Annotated in this window: 12 protein-coding genes and 1 tRNA gene; 6 read left to right on the top strand and 7 right to left on the bottom strand. The window is 41.2% G+C overall.

Annotated features, from left to right (window positions below; all coding sequences use genetic code 11):
- Window positions 1-9: 9 nt before the first annotated feature.
- Together OQ268_RS08405 and OQ268_RS08410 are read right to left on the bottom strand one after the other, a co-directional pair.
- The gene (locus OQ268_RS08405; RefSeq protein WP_265855676.1) at window positions 10-1,305 is read right to left on the bottom strand and encodes an MFS transporter; all 1,296 of its coding nucleotides are present in this window, start codon (window positions 1,303-1,305) and stop codon (window positions 10-12) included.
- A gap of 58 nt (window positions 1,306-1,363) precedes the next feature.
- Window positions 1,364-3,256 carry a RecQ family ATP-dependent DNA helicase gene (locus OQ268_RS08410; protein WP_265855677.1) on the bottom strand — a complete coding sequence of 631 codons (1,893 nt, stop codon included), beginning with the start codon at window positions 3,254-3,256 and terminating at the stop codon, window positions 1,364-1,366.
- Between the two features lie 72 nt (window positions 3,257-3,328).
- On the opposite strand from OQ268_RS08410, the gene OQ268_RS08415 reads away from it, so the two are divergent.
- The 4 genes from OQ268_RS08415 (at window position 3,329) to OQ268_RS08430 (ending at window position 10,405) form a co-directional block, all read left to right on the top strand.
- Entirely contained in the window at window positions 3,329-6,556 is a 3,228-nt protein-coding gene (locus OQ268_RS08415; protein WP_265855679.1) for an amidohydrolase family protein, read from the top strand.
- 187 nt (window positions 6,557-6,743) lie between these two features.
- The gene (locus OQ268_RS08420) at window positions 6,744-7,589 is read left to right on the top strand and encodes a fumarylacetoacetate hydrolase family protein (RefSeq protein WP_265855680.1); all 846 of its coding nucleotides are present in this window, start codon (window positions 6,744-6,746) and stop codon (window positions 7,587-7,589) included.
- Window positions 7,590-8,013: 424 nt separating this feature from the next.
- Window positions 8,014-8,086, top strand: a tRNA-Lys gene (locus OQ268_RS08425).
- A gap of 1,605 nt (window positions 8,087-9,691) precedes the next feature.
- Window positions 9,692-10,405 (top strand): class I SAM-dependent methyltransferase, encoded by a 714-nt coding sequence (locus OQ268_RS08430; protein ID WP_265855681.1) that lies wholly within the window; start codon window positions 9,692-9,694, stop codon window positions 10,403-10,405.
- Between the two features lie 140 nt (window positions 10,406-10,545).
- Here OQ268_RS08430 and OQ268_RS08435 read toward each other — a convergent pair whose 3' ends face one another.
- Both OQ268_RS08435 and ku read right to left on the bottom strand, forming a co-directional pair.
- Window positions 10,546-10,791: a DUF3253 domain-containing protein gene (locus tag OQ268_RS08435; RefSeq protein ID WP_265855682.1), complete on the bottom strand. Its 246-nt coding sequence runs from the start codon at window positions 10,789-10,791 to the stop codon at window positions 10,546-10,548.
- A 52-nt stretch (window positions 10,792-10,843) separates the two neighbouring features.
- Entirely contained in the window at window positions 10,844-11,617 is a 774-nt protein-coding gene (gene ku / locus OQ268_RS08440) for a non-homologous end joining protein Ku (protein ID WP_265855683.1), read from the bottom strand.
- A 137-nt stretch (window positions 11,618-11,754) separates the two neighbouring features.
- Here ku and OQ268_RS08445 point away from each other — a divergent pair, with 137 nt between their 5' ends.
- A complete protein-coding gene (locus OQ268_RS08445) occupies window positions 11,755-14,025 on the top strand; it encodes a glycosyltransferase family 4 protein (RefSeq protein WP_265855684.1) in 2,271 nt (756 codons plus the stop codon).
- A 510-nt stretch (window positions 14,026-14,535) separates the two neighbouring features.
- Here the strand turns inward: OQ268_RS08445 and OQ268_RS08450 are convergent.
- Entirely contained in the window at window positions 14,536-16,011 is a 1,476-nt protein-coding gene (locus tag OQ268_RS08450) for a glycoside hydrolase family 130 protein (protein ID WP_265855685.1), read from the bottom strand.
- A 169-nt stretch (window positions 16,012-16,180) separates the two neighbouring features.
- Between OQ268_RS08450 and OQ268_RS08455 the strand changes: the two genes are divergently transcribed.
- Window positions 16,181-17,365, top strand: a complete 1,185-nt coding sequence (locus OQ268_RS08455; RefSeq protein WP_265855686.1) for a sensor histidine kinase — start codon at window positions 16,181-16,183, stop codon at window positions 17,363-17,365.
- Here the strand turns inward: OQ268_RS08455 and OQ268_RS08460 are convergent.
- Together OQ268_RS08460 and OQ268_RS08465 are read right to left on the bottom strand one after the other, a co-directional pair.
- Window positions 17,351-18,394, bottom strand: a complete 1,044-nt coding sequence (locus OQ268_RS08460; RefSeq protein ID WP_265855687.1) for a metallophosphoesterase — start codon at window positions 18,392-18,394, stop codon at window positions 17,351-17,353. The genes OQ268_RS08455 and OQ268_RS08460 overlap by 15 nt on opposite strands.
- Before the next feature lie 248 nt (window positions 18,395-18,642).
- Window positions 18,643-20,109, bottom strand: coding sequence for a glutamate synthase subunit beta (locus OQ268_RS08465; RefSeq protein WP_265855688.1), 1,467 nt, complete (start codon window positions 20,107-20,109; stop codon window positions 18,643-18,645).
- Window position 20,110 lies beyond the last annotated feature (1 nt).

Consider the following 20,110-nt stretch of genomic DNA (forward strand, 5'->3'; position numbering starts at 1 on the left):
CGATTTTAGCTAATGTTTGTTTTCGATTTTTTTTAACAGCGCTAAAAACACCAGTCCTACAATAAAAAAAGATGCTAGGGCAATTATTGAATAACGAATATTGCCTGTTAAGCTTTCGATATAGGCAAAGCTAAATAAGCCAATAACGATGGCTAACTTTTCTGTAACATCGTAAAAACTAAAGAAAGACGCCGTTTCAGTGGTATTTTCTGGAATGTGTTTGGAATAAGTTGAACGCGATAAAGACTGGATACCGCCCATAATAAGCCCTACAATTGCGGCTAAAATATAAAATTGCATTTCTGTAGTAATACTGTAACCATAAATACAGCAGGCAACCCAGATCAAAACCACAATAATTAAAACATTGATGTTTCCCATCTTTTTAGCAAGAAGAGACATTAGCCAGGCGCCCAGAATAGCTACCAACTGAATAATTAAGATAACCGTAATTAAGCTACTTGATTCTAGCTTTAGTACCTTGGCACCAAAGCCAGCCGCAGCAAGCATAATGGTTTGTACGCCCATTGAGTAGAAGAAAAAAGCAATAAGATAAGTTTTAAGAAAACGCATTTGCTTTAATTGCGATAACACTTTAACAAGCTCTCCGAAACTACTCTTGATGATACCTTTACCAACAGAAGCAGCAGCGGGAACGTCTGCTGGCAAAGCCCTAAATGGGATTTGCGCAAAAAGAACCCACCAGAGCCCAACCAATAGAAAGGATATTTGTGCGGGCAAAGCCTTATCAGTAATACCAAAAAGCGCTGGTTTAAGCACAAATGCGAAACATATTAACTGAAGCACAACACTGCCAACGTAACCATAAGCAAAACCCTTCGCACTCACGCGATCTTGATGATCTGTTGATGCAATGATGGGTAAGTAAGCATTGTTAAACATTACCCCGCCAACATAACCCATTGCAGCAAGTACAAAACAGATGATGCCGAGTTCTAAAGTCTGCAATTTGAAGAAGAATAAACTCATACATGCAATGGAACCCACATAGGTAAATAGCTGCATAAAGAATTTCTTTTTCCCCCTCGCATCTGCATAAGATGATAAAATCGGGAGCAGTAATACCATAAGGAGATATGCAAAAGCAAGTGCATAGTTTGACAACACTGTATTGATGATTTTGATCCCGAAAAAACTTACCTCATCTCCATGGGCTTCGGTGGTGGTAATAGCCACATAATAAACAGGAAAGATAGTGGATGTAATAACAAGATTATAAGCGGAGTTTGCCCAGTCGAAAAAAGCCCATGAGCGGACGGTTTTCTTATTGTTCTTTTCTATCATGGATTAGCGTTGAATATAAATAAACGGTATTGAGTAAGGCCAAGTTTCAAATCTAAAATCAAATGTAGTATTTCTTGCCATCAGATTTTATTTTGCTTGCATCTAATAATTCTTGAATGGTTTTAATGCGTTCGTTTTCATTGCCGGTTTTGATATGATTAACGAGGTCGTCTAAACCTAAAGGCTGTTGTTGCAAGTACGAAATAATTTCAAATTCTATTTCTGCGAGCATTTGCGAAGATGAGTAAGCTTTTTTCTCAGCTAAACAAACATCACAAACGCCACATTTAGGAGCGTTGTACTCATTAAAATATTGCAGTAGTTGAATGCTCCGGCAAGTTAAACTTGTTACGTATTTCGCTACGGCACCCACCTGACTAAGCAAGATCTGTTTACGTTGCTCAAAAAACTTTACGTCTAAATCGAAATGATCCATGTCCAGTCGTTCGCGAGTAAATTGCAGCTGTGGTTGGTCGGTTTGCTGAATGTAAGTAAGCAATTCTGCTTGCTGTAACCTATTTAATAACACAACTACATCTTTAAAAGAAACGCCCAGACGCTTGGCCAGGTCTGCTTCGCTAATCTTTACAAAGCCATCAAAAGCACCACCATAAGAACGGAGGATGGTTTTAATAACTCCATCGTAAGCAATATTTTCAATCTGAAACCGGTAAATATCTTCGTGTCCAACTAGAAACATTAATCTTGATGGAAGGAAAACACTTTCTGAAAGCGTGATATAGCCATCGTGTTCTAGGAATTTAAGGGCAGTGATTGTTTTTAAAACGCTCAGGTTAAAACGTTTGCAAAAATCAGCTGTATCGAAAGTGAAGGTTACCCCCTCTCCTGCACCAAAAGCCAGTTGAAAATAATTCCCCAGGTAATGGTACACTTTTCTAACTTCATCGGCATTTGGAAAGCTATTAATATACCTACCTTCGAGGCTTGATACATCTGATGGATTGGCGAGCAAAACCGCGTAGCTACGTTGTTCATCTCTACCTGCACGGCCTGCTTCCTGGTAATAGGCTTCTAAACTTTCTGGCAAGTCTAAATGAACCACAAACCGAACATCTGCTTTGTCGATACCCATTCCAAAAGCATTTGTGGCCACCATTACCCTTATTTTATTGTCTTTCCAGTCCTCCTGCTTCTGAAACCTAACTGCTCGTTCTAAACCCGCGTGATAGAAATCGGCTTTGATATGGTTCCGATTGATAAAATTTGCAACCTCAGCTGTCTCTCTTCTGTTGCGCACGTAAACCAATCCTGTGCCCTTAACATTCTTGCAGATATCAATCAGTTTTTTATACTTGTCTTCATGTGATAACACCACGTAACTGAGGTTATCCCTCGCAAAACTTTTGACAAAGACCTGCGGATTCTTTAGCGCTAGCTTTTCGACGATATCTTTCCTTACAAAATCTGTAGCGGTGGCTGTGAGCGCCAAAATCGGAACTTCTGGAAGTATTTCCCTCAACTTAGCCAACTGCAGGTATGGCGGGCGAAAGTCATAGCCCCATTGCGAAATGCAGTGTGCCTCATCTACTGCAATGAGATTAACGTTCATGTATGAAATCCGCACGCGAACCAACTCAGATAGTAATCTTTCGGGAGATAAATAAAGAAACTTGATTTTCCCGTAAATACAATTATCTAACAAGATATCTATTTCCCGTTTTCCCATTCCTGCGTAGATGGCTACGGCCTCGATGCCTTTCGCTTTTAGGTTTTCAACCTGATCTTTCATCAACGCAATAAGCGGTGAAATAACAATGCAGATTCCCTCTTTCACCAATGCAGGCACCTGGAAGCAGATGGATTTTCCGCCACCGGTTGGCAAAAGCGCCAAACTATCTTCGCCCGCTAATACGGCATTTATGATCTCGTGTTGTAGCGGTCTAAAAGACTGATGTCCCCAATATTTTTGTAAAATCTCTATTGCTGTCATAAATCCGCGGTATCAAAACTATAAAAAACCTATTGATATTACTAAATTGCAGCACTAATAATCCTCAAATTGATGAAACATCTCTACACCCTGTGTTTTCTTTCTATCTTATTTATTTCTGTACAAGCTCAGGAAAAGAAATGGGATATAGAAAAATACCAAGGCACGACAAAAAATTTTACTTTAAATACCGATGAAGGCACCTGGATGAACCTGGATGTAAGCCCGGATGGGCAAGAAATTGTGTTCGACTTACTAGGTGACATTTATACCATGCCCATATCTGGAGGCGTAGCGAAGCTAATTAGTGGTGGAATTGCCTTTGATGTTCAGCCCCGATTCAGCCCAAATGGAAAGTATATTTCTTATACCAGCGATAAAAGTGGGGGCGATAATATCTGGATTATGAAGCGGGATGGCACCGATAAGAAGCAGGTAACTAAAGAAACCTTCAGGCTCTTAAACAACGCTACATGGATGCCGAATAGCGAATATCTCGTTGCCCGGAAGCACTATACGGCTGGTAGATCCTTAGGCGCCGGGGAAATGTGGATGTACAATATCAACGGTGGAGATGGTGTACAGCTAACCAAACGCAAAAATGATCAGCAAGATGCTGGCGAACCAAATGTATCGCCAGATGGCAGGTATTTATACTTTAGTGAAGATGTAAGCCCTGGTCCTAATTTCGAATATAGTAAAGATCCTAATGGTACCATTTATGCCATCCGCCAACTGGATTTAACCACTGGTAAACTTACTACGCTGATTAATGAGCAAGGAGGTGCCTGCAGGCCACAAGTTTCGCCAGACGGAAATTTAATTGCCTTTGTAAAACGCGTTCGACTAAAATCTACCTTATATGTGCAGAATATTAAAACCGGTGAAGAATGGCCAATTAACGAGGAGCTTTCACACGATCAGCAAGAAACCTGGGCGATATTTGGCGTCTATCCCAACTTCAACTGGACACCAGATAGCAAAAGCCTAATCTTTTATGCCCGAGGTAAGATAAGAAAAGTTGAAATCGGATCGCTTATCAATTCAATTATTCCATTTCAGGCAAATACGATTCAAACTGTTCAGCAAGCTTTGCATTTTGAACAAAATGTTTATAGCACGGATTTTAATGCAAAGATGTTGCGGCAGCTTACCACATCTCCAGATGGAAAGATGATTGTGTTTAACGCAGCCGGGTATTTGTACAAGCAAGAGTTGCCAAACGGGAAAGTTGAACGATTAAGCACCGGATTGGATTTTGAATTCGAACCCAGTTTCAGCCCTGATGGAAAATTTATCATTTACACTACCTGGAGCGATGAGCTCCGTGGTGCAATCAAACGAACAGAACTTAAATCAGGCAAAACCATCACCTTAAGTGACGAAAAAGGATTTTATTATTCTCCTCAATATGCCAACAAAGGCGATAAAATTGTTTTTAGAAAAGGTAGCGGTAACGACGTTTTAGGTTACAATTATGGCCGTGGAACCGGAATTTTCATCATGCCGGCCAATGGTGGTAGTAAAACGCTGGTTTCTGAAAACGGAATAAAACCATCATTCAATAAAGCAGACACACGAATTTACTTTCAAAGTTATGCCGATGGCAAAAAAGCTTTAAAAAGTATCGATATTAACGGGGCTAACGAAAGAACGCACTTCACTTCCCAGTATTCGAACCAATTTGCGGTAAGTCCAGATAATAAATGGTTGGCCTTCAACGAGCTTTTTAATGTTTATATCACGCCGATGATTGATGTTGGGACGGCCCAAGATGCATCTGCAGGCAACAAAGCTATTCCCGTTGCAAAAGTAACCACAGATGGTGGAACCTATATGCAATGGAGCGGCGATAGCAAGTTGTTGCACTGGACTTTAGGTCCCAAATATTTTACTATTGATGTTAATAACGTTTTCAATTTCGATGGAAGTACGCCTAAAACCCAGGCAAGCGCTATAGACATTAATCTTTCTCTAAAAACAGATGTGCCTACCGGCATCATTGCCTTGAAGGGGGCAAAAATTATTTCGATGAAAGGGGATGAAGTAATTGAAAATGGCACCATCTTAACTGATGGAAACAAAATTACAGCAATAGGGAAAGCAGATGCAGTTAACATTCCCGCAAATGCCAAAGTGGTTGATGTAAGCGGAAAAACGATCATGCCAGGCATCGTAGATGTACATGCACACCTACGCACTAGCCCGGATGGTATTTCACCGCAAACTGATTGGAGTTACATGGCTAACCTTGCCTTCGGGGTAACTACCGCACACGATCCATCCAGCAATACGGAAATGGTTTTCAGTCAGAGCGAAATGCTCAAAGCCGGACGAATGATTGGCCCTAGGGTGTACTCCACCGGATCAATTTTATACGGAGCCGATGGCGATTTTAAAGTCGTGATTAATAGCTTAGAAGATGCGTTGGCGAATCTAAGGAGATTAAAAGCAGTAGGAGCCTTTTCTGTTAAATCATATAATCAACCCAGAAGAGAACAGCGTCAGCAAATTTTAGAAGCCGCACGCCAGTTGAAAATGGAGGTTGTACCAGAAGGCGGCTCTACCTTCTTCCATAACATGAACATGGTAGCAGATGGACACACTGGCATCGAACACAGTATTCCAGTTTTGCCGGTTTATAAAGATGTAACCACGCTTTGGAACAATACAGCTGTAGCGTATACACCGACACTTATTGTGGCTTATGGCGGACAGTGGGGCGAAAACTACTGGTACGATAGAACCAATGTTTGGGAGAATGAGAAGTTAATGACCTACACGCCACGATCGATTATAGATGCAAGGGCAAGGCGTAGAACAACATCCGAATATAGCGACTATAACCACATCGATATTGCCAAGGCAACGAAACAAATTGCAGATGGTGGTACCAAAGTTAATTTAGGTGCACATGGCCAGATTCAGGGCTTAGGGGCGCATTGGGAACTGTGGATGTTTGTTCAAGGTGGCTTCTCTCCCATGCAAGCCATCAGAAATGCAACATTGAATGGCGCAGCATATCTGGGAATGGACAAAGAAATTGGTTCCCTTGAAAAAGGCAAACTGGCCGATTTAGTTGTGATGGATGCCAACCCACTTGACGATATCAGAAACTCTGAGAAAATTAAATTTGTAATGATCAATGGTCGCCTTTATGATAGTGCTACTATGAATGAAGTAGGAACGAGAGAAAAGTTACGCAGCAAGTTATGGTTTGAAAACATGAAAGACAGCGGACTTATGATGCCTACGGGCGAATCTGAAACCTGGACATTTACAGTTCCGCATTGCGATTAAAAACAGTTTGTGCCTGCACACAACTGCTTGCAAGCCAGGCACAAGCTGTTAATTTACTTTAGATCCAGAAGATGCATAAGTGCAAGATTTTTTATAGCCATAATCCTTCTAACAGGTTTTCTTCAAACGGTATGCTTTCCATGCCTAGTTAAAAAATGTATCACCTCATCGCTTTAAATAAAACACCATGAAACTTATCCGATTTGGCGAGCCAGGCATAGAAAAACCAGGTGTAATCATCAATGAGAAATACTACGATGTTTCGCGGGTGATTACAGATTATAACGAAACGTTTTTCGGTGGCAACCCTTTGGAAGAATTAAAATTAGCTTTACAAACAAGCGATTTTCCCGAAGTAGAACAATCAGTAAGGCTTGGGCCACCACTGGCACGACCATCAAAAATAGTTTGTGTGGGCTTAAACTACAGAGACCACGCTGCAGAAACCAATTCGCCAATTCCTGCAGAACCCATTTTGTTCTTCAAGGCCACCTCGGCAATTGTTGGGCCTAACGATGGTTTAATCATCCCTAAAAACAGTAAAAAAACCGATTGGGAAGTTGAGTTGGCTGTTGTGATAGGTAGGAAAGCCAATTACGTCAGCGAAGCAGATGCAGTAAAGCATATTGCAGGATATGTGCTTCATAACGACTATAGCGAACGTGAATTTCAAAGTGAAAGAGGTGGTCAATGGATGAAAGGGAAAAGCTGCGACACCTTTGCCCCCATCGGCCCATTTATTGCTACGCCAGACGAAATAGAAAATGTACATAATCTTCGCCTTTGGCTTAGCGTAAATGGCAAAATTGTACAAGATGGCAATACATCAAATCTCATTTTCAATGTCCCATTTTTGGTTTCTTACATCAGCCAGTTTATGACGCTCCTACCCGGCGACGTAATTACAACAGGAACACCGGCGGGCGTAGGGCTTGGTCAAAAGCCAGAAGCTTGGTATCTTAAACCTGGCGACGTGGTGGAATTGGGTATTGATGGCCTGGGTAGCAGTAAACAACCAGTGCGCTCCTATTAACCAGGGCAATTCATAGCATTGCAAAGTTTGATTTTTAGTAAATGAAAGCCAGCCTAATATGGCTTCGGCAGTCCCGCTATTGCCTATAGCCTTGTTCGTGCCTCACTGCGGGCTATTTGGCGCCATCGGGTTTATTGCCCAAAGGCTTGTGTATTTCAATACGGTATGATAGGTATGTGGTCTTGTATGAATGCCGTTCATGAACTTTCTGGGTATTTTATGATACGCTTCGTAAAGGAATGGCAACGCTTTTATCCAAACGGGAATGATGTGAATTGTTAACAGAATAGTTTAGAAAACTATCAATCAGCAGCTTGCAAGGCACATTTTGAATGGCATAGCACAAGCTTAAAAATATTTTTAAAAATTATTTGCTTGATTAGTTTTAATCTCTATATTTGCACCTCCTTAAACAAAAGGAAATGATTCCGTAGCTCAGCTGGTAGAGCATTACACTTTTAATGTAGTGGTCCTGGGTTCGAATCCCAGCGGGATCACGAAAGCCTCTAACGAAAGTTGGAGGCTTTTTTTCGTTGCAAGGATTCGAACCCGGGTTCGATTTGGAAAAGGCTCAAGGTAGTGTTCGGGGTTGCGGGTCTGAGCCAATCCCAGCGGGATCACGAAAACCTTAATGATACCCCGCCCTTATTATTACGACGCAAGCTAACGTTCATTAACTCCTCAACCCAATTTACCAGCACTATCCCTCGAGCGGTGGGATGAAAGAACGGCGGGCCAGGTGTTTGCCCTGAGGGTGGAAGCATCGTTCTTTCTTGATTTTTTGCTTACTTTTTCATCAAGGAAAAAGTGAGATGCCCCGCGGCAAAGAGCGGAAAAATTTGATTAATTATTTGCTGTAGATCAAGCTTCTTGTTAGTCGACTAGTACCTAATGGTCCATTTGCGCCTTATCCGTGATCCTGAAGATCTAAGTTACTACTATCCTCTCATCACATAACTGGCTAATTGATGAACGCAGTAAGCTAATCTATTGTCGCAGTAGGCTATTTGATGGTTGCAGTAAGCTACTTGATAGTTGCAGTAAGCTACTTGATAGTTGCAGTAAGCTAGTTGATGATTGCAGTAGGCTATTTGATGGTTGCAGTAGGCTAGTTGATGAATGCAGTAGGCTAATTGATAGTTGCAGTAAGCTAGTTGATGGTTGCAGTAAGCTATTTGATGGTTGCAGTAGGCTAGTTGATGAATGCAGTAGGCTAATTGATAGTTGCAGTAAGCTAGTTGATAGTTGCAGTAGGCTAGTTGATGGTTGCAGTAGGCTAGTTGATGGTTGCAGTGGACTAGTTGATGAATGCAGTAGGCTAGTTGATAGTTGCAGTAGGCTAGTTGATGGTTGCAGTAGGCTAGTTGATGGTTGCAGTAGGCTAGTTGATGGTTGCAGTAGGCTAGTTGATGGTTGCAGTAGGCTAGTTGATAAGTTACAAGATCTTTTAAATTTTACAAATTTAACCCATAAGGGAGAAATGAATTATTTAAACGGCAAATCGATTTTTTTTTTGCACTTTGCTTCCTTCTCGAAGCATTATTCAAAGCTTTACCTAGTTACATAAATTCTCCAAAAAAAACTCCTTAGATGCTTATGTTATCCAGCTCACTTCACAACTTATCCCTGATCTTTTAAAGTATCGTGCAGATTTTCCAACAACTCATCACCTATATAAATATCCTTTTGGTCTGATTGCAGATTGTTTACTATAGACGAATTAGCTAGTTGGATCGAAAATATGCAGTCCAAGTGATATTCATCTCTAAGCTCCCCCTAATGTTAGTGGAAATTATGAAAGATATTCAATGGATTAGAACTATCAAAAACAAGAAGATAACAATTAGGATATTTAAATCAATTAATTATACATTTCAAGATTTAAACCCTCACTTCTCCAGTCGATTATAAGTAACTATATTAAGTATAGATAATGGTGTCATTGTTTGCTTAATTTCTGTATATTGGAGAAGAGTTTCCTTTGTCAGGAAGAACAACTACCCCACATTCCACCTATAGCACCCTCACCTACAGTCGTAATAAAAGCTACCGCATTCAAACATTAACGTCCCAATCTTCGTTCATCCTATAAAGTAAACCTTATGAAAATCCTAAAGCTTATAATTCCTTTGTGTTTCGTTATGACCATGCATTCGGCTTGTGCGCAAGACAAATCAAGTTATACACACAAAAGGCCGTCGGCCAATGGAACGGGCAAAATTTACATGGGCAGAGAAATTGCTCAAGTAATGAGTTTCGAGGGTGTTGAATGGTTAGAACGGAATTCGAGAACAGAAGAAGAGAACACAAGTTTGGCCCTGGCTTCCCTCCCGTTGAAACCCAATAGTGTGGTTGCTGATATTGGTGCCGGGTCTGGATTTTATACGTTTAGGGTTGCCGAAAAAATTCCGAAAGGTAGCGTGTATGCTGTGGAAATCCAGGATGATGCCATTGCTTATCTGAAAAAAAAGGCAGCAGCAGATGGTCTTTCAAATGTTACAGTAATTAAGGGCACTGAAAAGGCACCAAACCTTCCAGACAATAGTATCGACCTGGCATTTATGGTTGATGTTTACCATGAACTGCAACATCCGCAGGCCTATCTGGCGGCGTTGAGGAAAGCGCTTAAACCTAAGGGGCAAATTCTTTTGTTAGAGTATAAAGAGGAAGATCCAACGGTGGCTATTAAACCTGAACATAAAATGAGTGTTCGGCAAGCTAAAAAAGAACTGGCGGCAAATGGATTTAAATTGGTTAAGAACGGTGCCTTTTTACCGTTACAACATTTCTTACTTTTCGAAAAGGTGGGCAATTGATTTTATGCAGATATAAAGACCACAGGCAATTATTGCGAATGGAGAATTGGCCAGTCACCCAAAAATCTTATTTTCGATATGCCTTTGTAAGTCTAAAATGGACTAGTGTTTATATCGCGTTAAGCAAAATTCAGAATGGATTAAACAATCCTAATCCTAACAGGTCCTTTAATATGATCTACATCTACGGTTTCACCCTTTTGAGTTATTTCAACTTTACCATCCCGATGTAAATCGATTGCGGTTTGTAGCACTTCTTTCATGTGCATACGCCAGTTCTCCGGGAACAACATGCGGGCAATTTCTGAGGGACAAGTAGTTTTTTCGGGTCCTCGCTGTGCCGCGGTAGATAAGATCTTTTCTGCAATGGTTAGTCCTTCAGACATTATTAAAAAAATTTAGACAATCATTACACCAGCATCTGAATAGAAGTGATCACTAAGCACCTTTCTTACTCCCACTTAGACTTTGCATCAATTGATCGTATAGATCGTCGCTGGTAGCTTTTTGCGGCTTCATTTTTTTAACCGTAGCACGTTTGCCTTTTGCCTTTGCCTTAATAATTTTAAGCAGCTCTATACTGTAATCGTCCTTAAATGCACTTAAATCAAATTTCGAACTATACTGTTTAATCAATGCCAAACCAACATCCATTTCTTTTTTTGTGATGGTAATATCGTCGACTTTGTTAATCTCTGATAAACTCCTGATCTCCTGTTCGAACCTGATTTTGGTGACCACAATTACATGGTCCATGGGATGGATAACGCAAAGATTTTCCGTGTTTCTTAATACGAAACGGGCAACACCGGCTTTACCCGATTTTTCCAGTGCCTTTAGCAATAAGGCGTAGGCTTTTTTACCTTGCTTCTCAGGCTCAGTATAGTATGAGGTTTCATAATAAATCGGGTTAATTTCTTTAATATCAACAAAGTTTTCGAGTTCGATGATTTTGGTTTTCTCGGGCGATGCCTCCTCAAAGTCGTGCTTATCTAGCACGATATATTTATCTTTCAAGAAAAAGCCTTTTACAATTTTTTCGAAAGGAACTTCCTTATGTGTTTTTTCATTTACCCGCTGGTAGCGGATCTTTTCATGATCGCGTTCATCAAGCATATCAAAATCTAAATGGGTGGTTTGTACACCTGAAAACAATTTTACTGGTATGTTAACCAGTCCAAAGCCAATTGAACCTTTCCAAATCGATCTCATATAATAAGTATTTTGAATTTACCTAGTAACAAGCTTTAAAAGCGTTTGTTTTGCGTGTCTGTTTCTTAGTATAGCGCTACTAAAACTATTTAGCATTTTCAATGTTGTTTCTATAGTCAATCTTACGAAATACATATATGAAAATAGCCTATATCTCCACTTACCCACCTCGCGAATGTGGGTTAGCTACCTTTAATTCTAATTTAGTAAATGCGCTCGGTTTAAGCCCTACCTACGATTTAGAAAAGAGTTTTGTGGTGGCCATGAACGAATCTGACGACTTAAATGAACACGCATACCCAAAGGAGGTAAAATTCGTAATCAGGCAACAAAACCAACAGGATTATATAGAAGCGGCAGATTTCATTAACAATAGCGATATCGATACCTGCATTATTGAGCACGAGTTTGGTATTTACGGTGGTAACAGCGGCGTGTTTCTATTGTCATTTATCAATCGCTTAAAAAAACCATTTATTACCATCCTGCATACGGTATTGAAAGATCCGAATTTCATGCAGCAAACCATTATCAAGGAAATTGCTTCCAAATCATCGAAAATTGTGGTGATGAGCAAAAAAGCGGTGATGTTTTTAACCAGTATTTATCAAATCCCTAGTAAGGCGATAAAACTTATTGAGCATGGCGTGCCAGATTTGGAACCCATTGCCAATAACGAGATTGCAAAAAGCCCATTGTTTGCAAACAGGAAAGTGCTTTTTACTTTTGGATTAATCAGCAGAAATAAAGGACTGGAAACAGTAATTAAGGCTTTGCCAAGCATTGTGGCACAACACCCAGATGTACTTTATGTTATTTTGGGAAACACCCATCCTGGGGTGGTGAAACACAATGGCGAAGAATATCGGGATAGCCTCAAGACCCTTGCAAAAGACTTAGGCGTAGAAAATAATATTGCCTTCGTAAATAAATTTGTTTCCGAAGAAGAATTGCATCAATACCTTACTGCTTGCCAGATCTACATTACGCCATACTTAAACGAGGCGCAAATTACGAGTGGTACACTGTCTTACGCTATTGGCGCCGGTGCTGCTGTGGTTTCTACCCCTTACTGGCACGCAGAAGAATTATTGGCTGATAACAGGGGGCGCCTTTTTGATTTTAAAGATCACGTGGCGCTGGCAAAGATTGTAAACGAATTGCTGGGCGATAGTGACAAATACCAAAAGCTAAGGGAAAACGCCTTTAACTACGGACTTAAACTAAGGTGGCCTGCAATTGGCAAGGTTTATTTAGATACCTTGGAAGCTGCAGTTGCAGCGGGCGAAAAGCCTCAAAGAGTTATTCCACCGATTATTGATGTGGAGGGGATGCCTGCATTAAACTTAAACCACATTTCGCTTTTAACTGACGACACCGGAATTATTCAGCATGCCCGTTTTGGCATCCCGAATTTAAAAGAAGGTTATTGCATTGATGATAATGCCAGGGCTTTGATTATGGCACTGATGGCTTACGAGCAAGATAAAAATCAAAAGGCGCTGAAGTTGATGCCCATTTACCTGAGCTTTATCCAGTACATGCAAAAAGACGATGGAAACTTCCGGAACTTCTTAAGCTTCAATAGAAATTACCTCGATGAGGTAGGTTCGGAAGATTCTTTCGGTAGAACTATCTGGTCGTTAGGTTATTTAATTTCTGCGGCGCCAAACAATTCTTACCGTGAATTCGGAAGAGAGCTTTTCTCTCATTCCATCCCACACTTTAAGGATTTAAAGCACCTCAGGGGTATGGCCAATACCTTAATTGGCCTATGCTACTTTCTAAAAACGCATCCAGGTGATGAGCTTTTGCTTAAGGAAGCCAACCGACTGGCTAAACAGCTAACTGATGCTTACAAAACTGAAAAAGATGGCAGCTGGCATTGGTTCGAGGATATTTTAACTTACGACAACGCCATCCTTCCCCTGGCTTTGATACATCATTATGAAGTGGTTGGCAGTATGGAGTCTTACAACATTGCCATGGAAAGCATTGCGTTTTTAGATAGTTTCTCTTTCGAGAATGGCTACCTGAATCCGGTTGGAAATGCTGGCTGGATGAAGAAGCATGGTAAAAACCCGATATACGATCAGCAGGCGATAGAAACAATGGCCATGGTGCTCTTGTATTCGAAAACATATGAGGTAACTAAAGATGACAAGTATTTAAGCCAGATGCATATGAGTTATGAATGGTTTTTAGGAAAAAACAGTTTGCATATTCCACTTTACGATTTTGAAACACATGGCTGTGCAGATGGCCTTCAGTACAACAGCGTTAACCGAAATCAGGGCGCTGAAAGTACATTGGCATACTTTGTTTCACATTTGGCGGTGCTTAAAGCCGCCGAGGCCGAGTACGAAACATTATCTTCCCCGCTTGTTGAGGTAGACCAACGTGTATAGCACCAAAGAACATCAATATTCCAAAGCCGATTTAGCGATAAATCGGCTTTTTTTATGCACAAATAAGCCGCATAAAGGGGTGGCTAATCTACAGGTGAATAAATAGCGCTAGATGCAACCTGCAGAATTCATAAGCGCTAATAGTGTTTTTTTTTTGGAAATGAATGGCAATAGTATTTCGGTAGCGATAGCCGGGCTGTACGCTAAATGCCCAATGAAAAATTGGGCGATACCGCTTCCATCCCGTTTAAATACTTCGGCCGGTGCTTGATACATGGTTTCCATGCGCTTAGGTAAAACTTGATGGTTATCGAGGGCGAAAAACTCCCAGGGGTTGGGGGGGGTGCTTAGAACCCCTCGGTTTAAACCCGATTGCCGTGTAAATACTTTTTGCTGCTGAAACTTTCAGCGTTGCTCATCACAATCGCAAAAAGATTGTAACAGAAAGCGGGACTGCATTTCCCGATGAAACACAATCCCGCTCATTTTCTAATTGCTAAAAGCTTTACATTATACAGTCTTTCCGTTTTCGAGTAGGCGATTAAGCAACAACTCTAAATTAACCGTGGCAAAAGAGGAGCTATAGTCTGATAAACCATAAGGAATGATCAGCTCTCCGTTGCTGATAATTGAGCCGCAAGAGTACACCACGTTCGGTACATATCCCTCACGTTCGTCGTTGTTAGGAATGATTAATGGTTCTTTTAAATGTCCAATTTCTTTGCTCGGATCGTCTAAATCTAACAACACCACGCCGATACAATATCTACGCATCGGCCCAACGCCGTGTGTAATAACCAACCATCCCTTATCGGTCTCAATCGGCGAGCCGCAGTTACCAATTTGCACCAATTCCCAGTCGTAACGTGGTTGTTTAAGTAAGATTGGATTTTCCCACACATTCACTTTATCAGAAAACATCAGGTAATTATTCCATCCGTCTATCCTGCTCATCATCACGTATTTGCCGTTAATTTTACGCGGAAACAGGGCGAGATTCTTGTTCTGGGCACCGTCTCCATAAAGCGGAATGACTTTGAATTCGTAAAAGTCTGATGTTTGTACCAGTTTAGGAATAATTAGAGAGCCATCGAAAGCGGTATAAGTGGCGTAGTAGAGTATTTTGCCATCGTCTTTAACGAATTTAACAAAACGGGCATCTTCAATTCCTTTTCTTTCAAATTCAGAAATCGGGAAAATTACCCGGTCTGATATATCTGTGTCTTTAGAGAACGAAATGGTATGGTAAGTATCTGATAACCAAAGCACCTTGTCGTACTCCATTAAACGGGCAACATTATCTTGGTGGAGGTTCTTTGCATCTTTAATGATATTACTTAAACTGGTATATTCAAATTTCTCTTCCAGCTTCTCGTCTATTTCTTCGAGCACGGTAGGATCTATTTGCGCATAGGCCGCTTTTTTAAAGAAAAGCTTTTTAACATAAATAGCATTTTTAACTACTTCAGCTTCATCTACATAATTACCTACAGGCAAAACCTGGATGTTGTTGTGCTTATCTATAAGCGCCCGCCTAAATACAATGGAAGAAATGTGGCCCTCGCCTACCGCTCTAAAACTTATAATAACTCTTTTTTCGCCCTCTACCAAATCGGTCTGATCTGGATCCTCGATTATGCTGGGGTTAAAAAACGCCGCCGACTCGATTGAGTATTCGTGGGTAAAATATGCGCCGATAAGCAAACGGGTATAAGGATCCAACTCTTCAATATCTGTTCCCAGAATGGTAAACTGTTTTTTGAGCTTTTTACAGTGGCGATTTAGAATTTTGGTGATATTTCTATGGCGTTTAGAATATTCCTGCAAAATCGGCGAAATGATCGCAAACACGCGATCGTCGGAAAATTCCAGCACTTTTCTGATGACTTCAAGTGCTCTTTCTTCTCCGTTAAAAAAAAAGCGGGCTATTACCCGTTTCGTATCAGGATTAACCTTTACCGGTTTTCGCTCTATGTATAATCTCATTTTTGTTGTGTTTAGATTTCCGAATGCATCTTTAATCGTAATTGATGCATAAAAGTATATAACTCTTTTCGAGGATAATTGTTTACATATTCGACATTAAATCGCGAAGCAACGTGGCATCAGTTTTGATCTAAAGCACACATATTTTAAACAATTCCCGCCCGTAAATATGCCTGAGCAAGACAATAGAACTGAAGCAAACGAGTTAGTGAGATTAAGATGCTTAAATGAATATGATATTTTAGACACCCCACCCGAAACGTTCTTTGATACCATTGCCGCGTTGGCGGCTAACATTTTTGGCCTCAAAGATGCTTTCATTGCATTTATTGATGCAGAGGAAGTTTTTTTGAAGGCAGGTACTGGAAAATTTAAAACCCAAAAGGTAGCGCGTGCGGGCAGCATCTTTGAACTTATTTTACCAAACCAGGAAGCTGCCTTATATTCAGATTTGCTGTTGCAAAATGAAAGGGATAGCAAACCAATAATTGGCGACCTGGAGATTAGGTTTTTGGCAGTCGCACCCCTGTGTACCACAGCTGGATTGCAATTGGGTGCTTTATGCGTTGTAGATGATCAACCCCATAACATTAGTGATCATCAGTTACAAATGCTGGTACAGCTTACAGTGGTGGTGATGGAGCAATTGGCTTTGCGGAAGGCGATAAGGAAAACCTTGCGGGCACATGATGACCGTTTGCATATGCTGATCCATGATCTTAAGAACCCGATGACCACAATTTCTTTACAGGCCGAGTTGATTGGGCGAATGCCGGGTACCGAGGGCAGGGTTGCTCAAATTGCAACGAAGGTTAATCAACAATCGCAGAATATAGTTGCCAGTTTAAATAACATTTTAAGTTCAGCTAAAAACGAAAATGGCACAGCTAAGATGCAAAAAGCTAAAGTAAACTTAAATGAGGTACTTTATGAGCTATGCGCTCAGCAATCTGAACTTAACCTTCGCAACCAGACCCTGGTTTTTGAGCCAAAGGAACAAGTCACGCTCTATGGAGACGGAGAGAAGTTAAAGGATCTATTTGATCAGTTGCTGCTTAATGCAATAAAATTCGGCGGTTACGGTTCGTTAATTGGCATAAGTCTCATCGTAAAGGAAAATTTGGTAACTGTTTCTATAAAAGATGAAGGTGTGGGTTTATCGCCAGAAGACCTGAACCGCTTGTTTATAAAATTTGCCAAGTTCAGTACCGTTTCTGAACGCAGCGAGCGTGGCAATGGACTCGGTTTAGCCATAGCGAAGATGATGGTAGATTTACACAAAGGGCGTATTTGGGCAGAGAGTGATGGGCCAAACAAGGGTACGACATTTTATGTTGAGTTACCCATCAAGTAGATTGTCAAGGGGCATCTCTTCCAGCAAAATGCGCTCTGGGCTTCCTGATTTTTTGAAAGACCATTTGATTAACCGGATAAATCCGTTTTCGATTTCGATGCCGGTGATGTCTCCATCGCTAAAGCAACAACAACCACTGTTGAAATATCCGGGTTTGTAGGTTTTTAATTCTGGTGGGTCCGCTCCTGCTGCGACCGTTAGCTTCAATTCTGCATTTAATTGTGCTATCAATGCTTGATTATGCGAAGCATTGGCTTGTTGAAGTTCCAGGTAAAGCCTTTCTAAATGGGTGAGCGATGCAAAAACAGGCTGATGCGTGTGTCCGGTAATCAGCGCTGTGTTTTTTTGTTCAGCCTGCCAGTTATACATCATGTTATTATGGACGGTTTTTAGCTGATTATCGTATGCTGGGGTGTTCGGGTTAATTTGTAAGTAAGATTGGAGCGGCGCCCACACTGTGCTTACAAACCATTTGCTGAACCAGTTGCCATCACTTTGCAAATCGCCCTGGTGGCCATGGGTAAGAAATATATTAAGCAGCTGATGTTTGATTTCGATTTTAAGAATCACCCCTTCGTATATGGGAATCTTCTTACCGTAAATCCGCATCAGGTTTAACCCGGCAAGGGGATCGTTATCCCAATACAAATCATGGTTTCCAAAAACTTTGATAAAGGCACCTCGCTTAAGGAAACGCTTCTCCATTTCGAAAGTTTCTTTATTATGGTTGATTACCGACTCTAATAAATTTTCCCAAAGCTCTTCGCTATCGCCTAGGTTAATGTAGTGGAAGTTTTCCTTATTATAATATTCAAGTGCCTGGATGTAATTTGGTTCCGCAAGCGAAAAATCGTCTGCATAGTCTCTGGCACCTTTATGTTGATCAGAGAAGATGATAAATTTATCCTGTTCCGAGATTTCTAGAATAATACCACGCTTGCCAGGTTGGGTATCTATCGTTTTGAAGAGCAAACTTAAGGCATTTTGAATGCGTTCACGATTAGGCCGGGAACCAAATTTGTTTTCCATCCTGATAACCCAGTTACCTAACAACTTTTGTAATAATCTTCGCATTTAGGCTAAAACTAAGCTAAATATAGTCGAAACCCAACTTGTAACGGAAACATTTCCATCTGGCATGAAGTCAACAATCGCAGTCGCTTCATGGTTACGAATCGAGATTGCGCTGAAGTAAAAGACCCATCGGCTTTATATAAAAAAGAAGGACCGGGATTTGAGCCCCCGATCCTCTAAAAAAATTAGAACGTTAAAAATATTTAAGCGTATGCAACAGCGTCTCTCGATGCCAGTTTGGTACTGCCCATCAGGTATTCATCTACCTTTCTGGCAGCTTCGCGACCTTCAGAAATAGCCCAAACAACTAATGATTGTCCGCGACGAACATCGCCGGCTGCGAATATTTTAGCAATATTAGTTTGGTAAGTATGTTCTGATGCATTCACATTGCCACGATTATCTAGCGCAACGCCTAGTTTTTCCAGCAGGCCCTCTTTCTGCGGATGTAGAAATCCCATTGCCAGGAGTACAAGTTCGCAAGGAAGATCTCGCTCAGACCCAGCCACCTCGTTAAATTTTACAGGTCTGCCGTTGGCATCCAATTCCCATTCCACATCAATTACCTGGAGTGCTTTCAAGTTTCCTGCCTCATCAGCAATAAACTTTTTGGTATTAACCGACCAGGCACGTTGGGCGCCCTCTTCGTGCGAAGATGTGTTTTTAAGTAGCATTGGGTAGGTTGGCCAAGGCATATTTTCAGTTCTTGCCTGCGCCGGCATGGGCATAATTTCGAATTGGGTAACAGAACTTGCACCGTGTCGGTTAGATGTTCCGATACAATCAGAACCTGTATCCCCGCCGCCTATCACAATTACATTTTTTCCAGAAGCAAATATATCCTCTACCTCTACAGCCCTATTGGCCACACGCTTATTCTGCTGTTTTAAAAAGTCCATAGCGTAATGGACCCCTTTCGCATTGCGGCCTTCAATGGGGAGATCACGGGGGATTGTAGATCCACCGGCCAGAACTACCGCACTAAAGTCGCGAAGAATGGTACTTATCTCTATATTTTCGCCTACATTCGCATTGCACCTGAAAATGATGCCTTCTTCCTTCATTAAATCAATACGGCGATCGACAATGTTTTTTTGCAATTTGAAATCAGGAATTCCATACCGCAACAAACCACCTGGTGCATCATCGCGTTCGAATACCGTAACCTCATGTCCTACTTTATTTAACTGTGCAGCAGCCGCTAAACCTGCCGGACCCGAACCAATCACAGCTACTTTTTTTCCTGTACGGATTAAAGGTTTTTTCGCTTTGATAAACCCTTTTTCAAAAGCAATTTCGATAATGTGTTTCTCAATTTCCTCAATTGAAACGGGCGGGCGGTTAATACCCAGCACACAGGCCGATTCGCACGGTGCCGGGCAGATTCTACCTGTAAATTCGGGAAAGTTGTTGGTGCTTAATAAAATATTCGCTGCATCTTCCCATTTGGCCTGATATACGGCATCGTTGAATTCTGGAATCACGTTGCCCAGCGGACAACCAGATTGACAAAATGGAACGCCGCAGTCCATACACCGGGCAGCCTGATTATTTAATTCCTGAGGAGGCAATTCATTTAAAAATTCTCCGTAATGTTTTACTCGAGTTGTAGCCGCTTCTCTTGTGGGGGCAACTCTATCGTATTCTTGAAATCCTGTTACTTTTCCCATG

It is taken from the genome of Pedobacter sandarakinus, from assembly GCF_026240095.1.
In the GTDB taxonomy this organism is placed as follows: domain Bacteria; phylum Bacteroidota; class Bacteroidia; order Sphingobacteriales; family Sphingobacteriaceae; genus Pedobacter; species Pedobacter sandarakinus.